We start from the raw sequence: 7,522 nt of genomic DNA, 5'->3' as shown, positions 1-7,522 counted from the left end.
GTGCGGGATGGGGATCGCTCGACTCGTCTGTCGGCTAGTATCCGCAGATGCATGCTTGACGGTCCCTCCACCCTGGCTCCTACATACCGCGTAGGAGCCGGGAGGAACATACAAGCTTGCTCGACTGTGCCTGTCGGGAATTGCAGCCGAGCATAGGCTCGGCTCTACAGTAAAGCCACGTTGTATCCGTCAATGCCCACTACAGTCGCAGCCACCCCACCCTTTCGCCTTCGATGTCTGGCCGATGCCCGGATTGAACGTATTGCTCGGGTCCAGCTGCCTGTAGAACCCGGCCAGCGCCGGCTTGGCCGGGTACAGGTGGCCGACGTTGTGCTCGGCTGGATACTCGGCGCCACGCTGGTCCAGCAACGCCCACATCGCATGCTCGATCGCCATCGGGTCTTCGCCTTTGCGCGCGATGTAGTCCTGGTGGAACACGTGGCACAGGAAGTGCCCGTAATACAGCTTGTGCAGCAGGCGGCCATCGATATCGACCGGCAACTGCTCGAACCAGTCGGCATCATCGCGGCGCAGGGCGATGTCCAGCGCGACGATGTCCTGCACCTGGTCGCGGTGTACCTCGCGGTAGCGCACCGCGGCGCCGGCCACAGCGAAGCGATGCAGGAACGCCTTGCGCCCCTCATCGGCCGTGCAGTGGAAGTAGCCGCCCTCATGGTCGGCGAAGAAGCCGCGCAGCCAGGCCTCGGTGTCCGCGGCGTCCTGCGCGGAGACCTTCAGCAGCAGATGATGCTCGTAGCGCTGGCGGAACTCGCCCATGCGCTTGGGCAGGTGCGAGGGCAGCAGGCCGGTCAGCACCTGCATCACCCGGTCGGTCACGCCGCGCAGGCCCAACCGCTCGAACCAGCCATCGACGCGGCTCTTCAGTGCGAAGGCGGCCGGCACGCGGGCGGTGCCGAGGCGGTCGATCAGCAGGAAACTGTCCTTGCCGTAGCGCTCGCCGATGTCATAGGCATCGCGGTGGATGTATTCGCCGGCAATCGGCAAGCGTTCGAAGCCGGTCAGCAGCTGGCGCCGGATCGCGGTGAGGCTGTCGGTGCGGTTGCTGCCGATATAGAAGACCTCGGCGGCCTCCTTCTCGAAGGTATCCAGGCGCACCGCGAATACTGCCAGCTTGCCGGCAGACCCCGCTGCCTCGAAGTGGCGGCTGGGGTCGGCATTGAAGCGTGCCGGCGTATCGGCATCGACCCGGCGCACTTCCTCGGCGTAGCGTGGATCGGAGGCGGCGCGGCCATCGCCGTCCCCAACGTCGGCAGCAGCATAGTCGCCGGCCTGCAGGCGCTGCAGGATCTGCTCGGGCGTATCACCCAGCGCGATGCCCAGATGGTTGACCAGCTGCAGCTGGCCCTGCGCATCGACCTGCGCGTACAGTGCCAGTTCGGTATAGGCCGGGCCACGGCGCACCAGCGCGCCGCCGGAGTTGTTGCAGATGCCACCGAGTACCGACGCACCGATGCAGGACGAGCCGATCACCGAATGCGGTTCGCGGCCGAGCGGTGCCAGCGTCTGCTCCAGGCGGTCCAGCGTCGCGCCAGGCAGGCACAGCACCTGGCGGCCCTCGTTCAACAGCTGGATGCCGGTCAGGCGCAGCGTGCTGACCAGCACGATCGGACGCCCATAGTTGTTGCCATCCGGGGTCGAGCCACCGGTCAGGCCGGTGTTGGCCGCCTGCAGGATGATCGCTGCCCCGCCCTGCACCGCCGCCTGCAGCACACGCCACAGCTCCAGCAGCGTCCCCGGGCGCACCACCGCCAGCACCGGGCCGTCGCCGAAACGGTAGCCACGGCGGAAACGGCGGGTGGCCTTGTCGCCGGTCAGTACATGGCGGTTGCCGACCGCATCGCGCAACTGCGCCAGCACGGCATCGTGGCCACTCACGGCAGGTTGACCAGCGAATCGCGGCCGATGTCAGCGATGCGGCGCGCACCGGTCAGTGTCATCGCCACGCGCATTTCCTTGGCAATCAGGTCCAGCAGGTTGGCCACGCCCGCCTCGCCCTGCGCTGCAAGTGCATAGACGAAGGCACGGCCCAGCAGCACGGTATCGGCACCCAACGCCAGCATGCGCACCACGTCCAGGCCGGTGCGGATGCCGGAATCGGCGAGGATCTTCAGGTCGCCCTGCACCGCATCGGCAATCGCCGGCAATGCACGCGCGGTGGACAGCACGCCGTCGAGCTGGCGGCCACCGTGGTTGGAGACCACGATGCCATCGGCGCCGAACTTGACCGCATCGCGCGCGTCATCCGGGTCGAGGATGCCCTTGATCACCATTGGGCCCTTCCAGAACTCGCGGATCCACTCCAGGTCCTTCCACGAAATGGAAGGATCGAAGTTGCTGCCGAGCCAGCCGATGTAATCCTCCAGCCCGGTCGGGTTGCCGCGGTAGGTGGAGATGTTGCCCAGATCATGCGGGCGGCCGAACAGGCCGACGTCCCACGCCCAGTGCGGGTGGGTGATGGCCTGGCCGATGCGGCGCAGCGAGGCATTCGGTCCGCTCATGCCCGAGTGCGCGTCACGGTAGCGCGCGCCCGGCACCGGCATGTCCACGGTGAACACCAGGGTGGTCACGCCCGCGGCCTGCGCCCGCTCCAGCGCGTTGCGCATGAAGCCCCGATCGCGCAGCACATACAGCTGGAACCACATCGGCCGCTGGATCGCCGGCGCCACTTCCTCGATCGGGCACACCGATACGGTGGATAGGGTGAACGGGATGCCGTGGCTGTCGGCGGCGCGCGCCGCCTGCACCTCGCCGCGCCGGGCATACATGCCGGTCAGGCCGACCGGGGCGAGAGCCACCGGCATTGCCAGCGTTTCGCCGAACAGTTCGGTTTCCAGGCTCAGGTCGGACATGTTGCGCAGGATGCGCTGGCGCAGCGCGATGTCGGACAGGTCGGAAACGTTGCGCTTCAGCGTGTGCTCGGCATACGCGCCGCCATCGATGTAGTGGAACAGGAACGGCGGCAGCCGGCGTTGCGCTGCGGCACGGTAATCGGTGGAGGCGGAGATGATCATGGGGTCAACCGTGTGGGGAAGGTAGACGCGAGGCCCGCGCACGCCGGGCTTCGTTGTCATCGAGGGTGCGCAGCGTGGTGTGCACGAACTCGAGGTGGGCATGCGCGGCGGCGCGCGCGCGTTCGGGGTCGCCGGCCAGCACCGCGTCCATCATCTCGCGGTGCTGGTCGGACAACGGCGAGAAGGTCCTCGCCGAGGTGTAGAGCTTTTCGCGGCTCTGCGAGATGTTGGTCTGCAGCAGGTCGAACAGGCCGCGCATCACCTGCAGCAGCACCAGGTTGTGCGAGGCCTCGGCGATGGACAGGTGGAAGGCCGCGTCGGCCTCGGCTTCACCGGTGGGATCGTCCTTGCCGTGCGCGTCCATCATGGTCTGGAAGGCCTGCGCGATGCGCGTACGATCCTCATCGGTGGCGCGCAACGCTGCATGCCAGGCGGTGGCACCTTCCAGCGCGTGGCGGATCTCCAGCACGTCGAAGCGGTATTCCGGGTCGCCCTGGAACAGCGGCAGGTACGGCGCCAGCGGTTCATCCAGCGCCTGCCGCGCGCGCGCCGCGGGTTCGGCCACGTAGGTGCCGCCACCGACCCGTGCGGTCAGCAGGCCCTGGCTGGCCAACTGCGCGATGGCCTCGCGCAGCGCCGTTCGCGAGACCCCCAGCTGTACCGCCAGGGTGCGCTCGGCCGGCAGCCGGTCACCCGGCTGCAGCCGCTGTTCCTGCACCAGGCCGCGCAGCTGCGCGGCCACCTTGTCCGAAATACGTTGCGTGCTCATGGCGTCATTGTGGCCCGAAGCGCGCAGCGGGTGGTCGGCTGACCGTGCATGGCTCAGGGAATCATCCAGGTCAGCCAGTAAGCCTGGGCCAGGGTGATCAGGCCGACCATCGTGGTGAAGATCAGGCTGTGCTTGACCGTGAAACGGAACAGGTCCGATTCCTTGCCGGCCAGGCCGACCGCCGCGCAGGCAATGGCGATCGACTGCGGCGAGATCATCTTGCCGGTCACGCCGCCAGTGGTGTTGGCCGCCACCAGCAGCACGTCGGACACGCCGATCTGCTGCGCGGTGGTCGCCTGCAGTGCCGAAAACAGCGCGTTGGACGAAGTGTCCGAGCCGGTCAGGAACACGCCCAACCAGCCCAGGAACGGCGAGAAGAACGGGAACGCATCACCGGTGTGCGCCAGTGCCAGCGCCAGCGTCGCCGAAAGGCCCGAGTAATTGGCGATGAAGGCGAAGGCCAGCACCATGCCGATCGAGTAGATCGGCATGCGCAGCTCACGCACGGTCTCACCGAAGGTCTGCAGCGCCGAACGGGCCGGCATGCGCAGCGCGATGATGGCGATCACCGCGGCGAGGATGATCGAGGTGCCGGTGGCCGAGAACCAGTCGAACTTGTAGATCGCCTCGTAGCTGAGCGGTGCATCCACGATCGGCGGCATCTTCTGCACCATCTGGTCCAGGCCCGGCACCGGGATCTTCAGCACCCAGCTTTCCAGCGGGCCGTCCGCCGCGAACAGCGACTTGAACGGTTTGATGCTCCACAGCGTGACCATCGCGGTGAGGATCAGGAACGGCGACCATGCCTTGGCGATCTGGCCGACGCTGTAGCGCGGCGCCTCCAGCGCCTGTGCGGCCGCCTCGGCGCTGGTTTCGGTATCGAAACGGAAGATCCGCACCGGCTTCCAGCGGCGCAGGAACAGCGTCAGGCAGACCAGCGAGGCCAGCGACGCGGTGATGTCCGGCAGCTCCGGGCCGATGAAGTTGGAGGTCAGGTACTGCGCGATGGCGAACGAGCCACCGGCCACCAGCACTGCCGGCCAGGTTTCCTTGATGCCGCGCCAGCCATCCATGATCGCCATGATCCAGAACAGCACGATGATCGTAAGGAACGGCAGCTGGCGCCCAGCCATCTGGCCGATCTCGAAGGCATCCAGACCGGTGACCTGCCCGGCCACGATGATCGGAATGCCCATTGCACCAAAGGCGACCGGCGCGGTGTTGACGATCAGGCACAGGCCGGCGGCGTACAGCGGTTTGAAGCCCAACCCGACCAGCAGTGCCGCGGTGATCGCCACCGGTGCACCAAAGCCGGCTGCCCCCTCCAGGAAGGCACCGAAGGCGAAGCCGACCATCAGCATCTGCAGGCGCTGGTCCTCGGTGACCGACAGGATCGAGGCGCGGATGATGTCGAACTGCCCGGTCTTGACCGAGACTTTATAGAGGAATACCGCGCCGATGATGATCCAGGCGATCGGCCACAGGCCGTAGACGAAGCCGAAACCGGCCGCGCCCAGCGCCTGGCTCAGCGGCATGCGGTAGAACAGCAGGGCGACGCCGAGCGCGATGGCCACGGTGATCGTGCCGGCCAGCCAGCCCTTCATGCGCAGCACGGCCAGGGCGACGAAGAAGAACGCGATCGGCAGCAGCGCGATCAGGCTGGACAACCACAGGTTGCCGGCGGGGTCGTACAGGTGTTGCCAGGGCTGCATGAGGGCTCTCGACTGGGGCGGGATGTGCTCCACCGCAGGCGGTGGGTCGCCATGGTCGTCGATTATTGGTATTACCAATAATGATTTCGATCAGACCACTTGCAGCGGATTTAACCGCCGCTCCGACGAAGCGCCTATTAGACCATAGGGCTAGATGCCATATTGGTCCGACCATTTAGATCCCGTGATAGTGCCGGCCGCTTGCCGGCAATTCGAGATTCCCTACGAAATCCGCTTCTCCAACCGCCGCATCACCGCCAGCACCAGCACGCACAGCACGCTCACCCCGATGGCAATCACGTACTTGCCGATGCCCACGGCGATGCCGATGGCCGCCGCCATGATCAGCGAGCTGGCCGTGGTCAGGCCGCTGACCTGATCCTCGCGTGACCCACGCAGAATGGTGCCGGCGGCAACGAAGCCGACGCAGGCGACCACGGCTTCGATCAGGCGCACCGGGTCGACCTGCAGCAGGTCGCGGTAACGCTCCTGCTGGAAATGCTCTGCCACTGAATCGCCGAGTCCAACAATCAGCGCAGCAGCGCCGGCAATCAGCATGTGGGTGCGCAGGCCCGCAGCGTGCTTGCCCATCTCGCGCTCGACACCGAGCACGCCGCCGAACAGCATTGCTGCGGCCACGCGCAGCAGGATCGAGACATCCTGGGTGAGTTCCATGGGCAGGCTCCGGGCGTTTCCCGGAGCGTTGCTCGGCAGCCGTGGGATGGCGGTGAAGACGATGGCACGCCCTCTTCACCGCATGCTTCACCGCGCGCGCTCATCCACGCATGGCCTGGATCTACTGGCCATCGCCATGCGTAACCTTCACGCACTCGATCATTGCGCCAGATAACCACCATCGATCGCATAGTATGTGCCGGTCGCGAACGAGGCGTCGTCGCTGGCCAGCCAGGCAACCAGCGCCGCCACTTCCTCGGCCGTGCCCAGTCGCTTCAACGCGTGGCGGCCTTCCAGCGTGGCGCGCACCTTGGGGTCCATCTTCTCCAGCAGTGGTGTGCTGATGAAGCCCGGGCCGACCGCGTTGACACGGATGCCGTCGGCTGCATGCTCCCAGGCGGCGGTCTGGGTCAGCCCGACCACGCCGTGCTTGGCCGCCACGTACGCGGTGGAACCGGCATAGCCCACCTGGCCCAGGATCGAGGCCATGTTGATGATGCTGCCACCGGTTCCGGCCGTGCGCATCGCCTGGATCTGCGCACGCTGGCACAGGAACACACTGGTGAGGTTGACGTCGATTACCCGCTGCCAGCCATCGATCGGATAGTCACCGCTGCTTGCGGCCGGCCCGCCGATACCGGCGTTGTTGACTGCCACATGCAGGCCGTCGAGTTCCTTGATCGTGCGCTGCACCGCCGCCTCCACGGCCGCGTCGTCTGTAACGTCCAGCGCAATGCCGATGGCCTGTGCACCGGCACTGCGCAGCTGCGTCACGGTGGCATCGACTGCATCCTGCTTCAGGTCCCAGACCGAAATACGGGCACCGGATGCGGCCAGCGTCTGCGCCACGGCCAGGCCGATACCGGACACGCCGCCGGTCACGATCGCGGTCTTGCCGGTGAGCTGGTAGTCAATCATCTGCGTTCTCCATCAGTGGGGGTATCGATGTGACCTGCAATGGCCAACCGCCCCACCCTACGCGCCCGCTCGTGATGGCCCGGCCGACATCACGTCTACGGGTGATCGTTCCAGCCATGAAACCTCAACTCAAGTTGATGTATGGAATTGCGTACGGATATGCATGCAAAACGCTGGCGTATGTTCGGCGGCATTTTCACTTTGGCCGTAATCGTCAATCGTTTTGACCATATTGAAATCAAAAGCGCGCGAATCAAGGCGACAATGGGAAACGTTTCCAGTTTCTTCGACACATTCCATTCAACCTGGTGTTCCCCCACCATCCAGCGTGCCCACGCCCCTGCTTCCCAGCATGTCTGCACGGGTAACGACGGGATCTGCATCTGCATTGCAGAGCGCGTGGGCGAGGTAATGCC

General features: G+C 66.0%; 7 protein-coding genes. 1 reads left to right on the top strand and 6 read right to left on the bottom strand.

Annotated features, from left to right (window positions below):
* Positions 1–189: 189 nt before the first annotated feature.
* The 6 genes from dld to AC5O77_RS21315 form a co-directional block, all read right to left on the bottom strand.
* Complete coding sequence (gene dld, locus AC5O77_RS21340; RefSeq protein WP_478056744.1) at positions 190–1,896, bottom strand: D-lactate dehydrogenase; 1,707 nt, start codon at positions 1,894–1,896, stop codon at positions 190–192.
* Positions 1,893–3,032: an FMN-dependent L-lactate dehydrogenase LldD gene (lldD, locus tag AC5O77_RS21335; RefSeq protein ID WP_478056745.1), complete on the bottom strand. Its 1,140-nt coding sequence runs from the start codon at positions 3,030–3,032 to the stop codon at positions 1,893–1,895. Before lldD ends, dld begins: the two co-directional genes overlap by 4 nt.
* Before the next feature lie 4 nt (positions 3,033–3,036).
* Positions 3,037–3,801 carry a transcriptional regulator LldR gene (gene lldR / locus AC5O77_RS21330; protein WP_049398449.1) on the bottom strand — a complete coding sequence of 255 codons (765 nt, stop codon included), beginning with the start codon at positions 3,799–3,801 and terminating at the stop codon, positions 3,037–3,039.
* A gap of 53 nt (positions 3,802–3,854) precedes the next feature.
* A complete protein-coding gene (gene lldP, locus AC5O77_RS21325; RefSeq protein WP_132810342.1) occupies positions 3,855–5,513 on the bottom strand; it encodes an L-lactate permease in 1,659 nt (552 codons plus the stop codon).
* A 222-nt stretch (positions 5,514–5,735) separates the two neighbouring features.
* Positions 5,736–6,188 carry an MgtC/SapB family protein gene (locus AC5O77_RS21320; RefSeq protein WP_005410036.1) on the bottom strand — a complete coding sequence of 151 codons (453 nt, stop codon included), beginning with the start codon at positions 6,186–6,188 and terminating at the stop codon, positions 5,736–5,738.
* 159 nt (positions 6,189–6,347) lie between these two features.
* On the bottom strand, positions 6,348–7,106 hold the full coding sequence (locus AC5O77_RS21315; protein ID WP_049398446.1) for an SDR family NAD(P)-dependent oxidoreductase: 759 nt from the start codon (positions 7,104–7,106) through the stop codon (positions 6,348–6,350).
* A gap of 141 nt (positions 7,107–7,247) precedes the next feature.
* Here AC5O77_RS21315 and AC5O77_RS21310 point away from each other — a divergent pair.
* The coding region (locus tag AC5O77_RS21310) for a hypothetical protein (protein WP_494507135.1) at positions 7,248–7,522 on the top strand (275 nt) is incomplete at its 3' end.

Source organism: Stenotrophomonas sp. INTA L402-1, assembly GCF_059295135.1.
The sequence above is the reverse complement of the archived record's forward strand: the minus strand, read 5'-3'. Positions and strand labels throughout refer to the sequence as shown.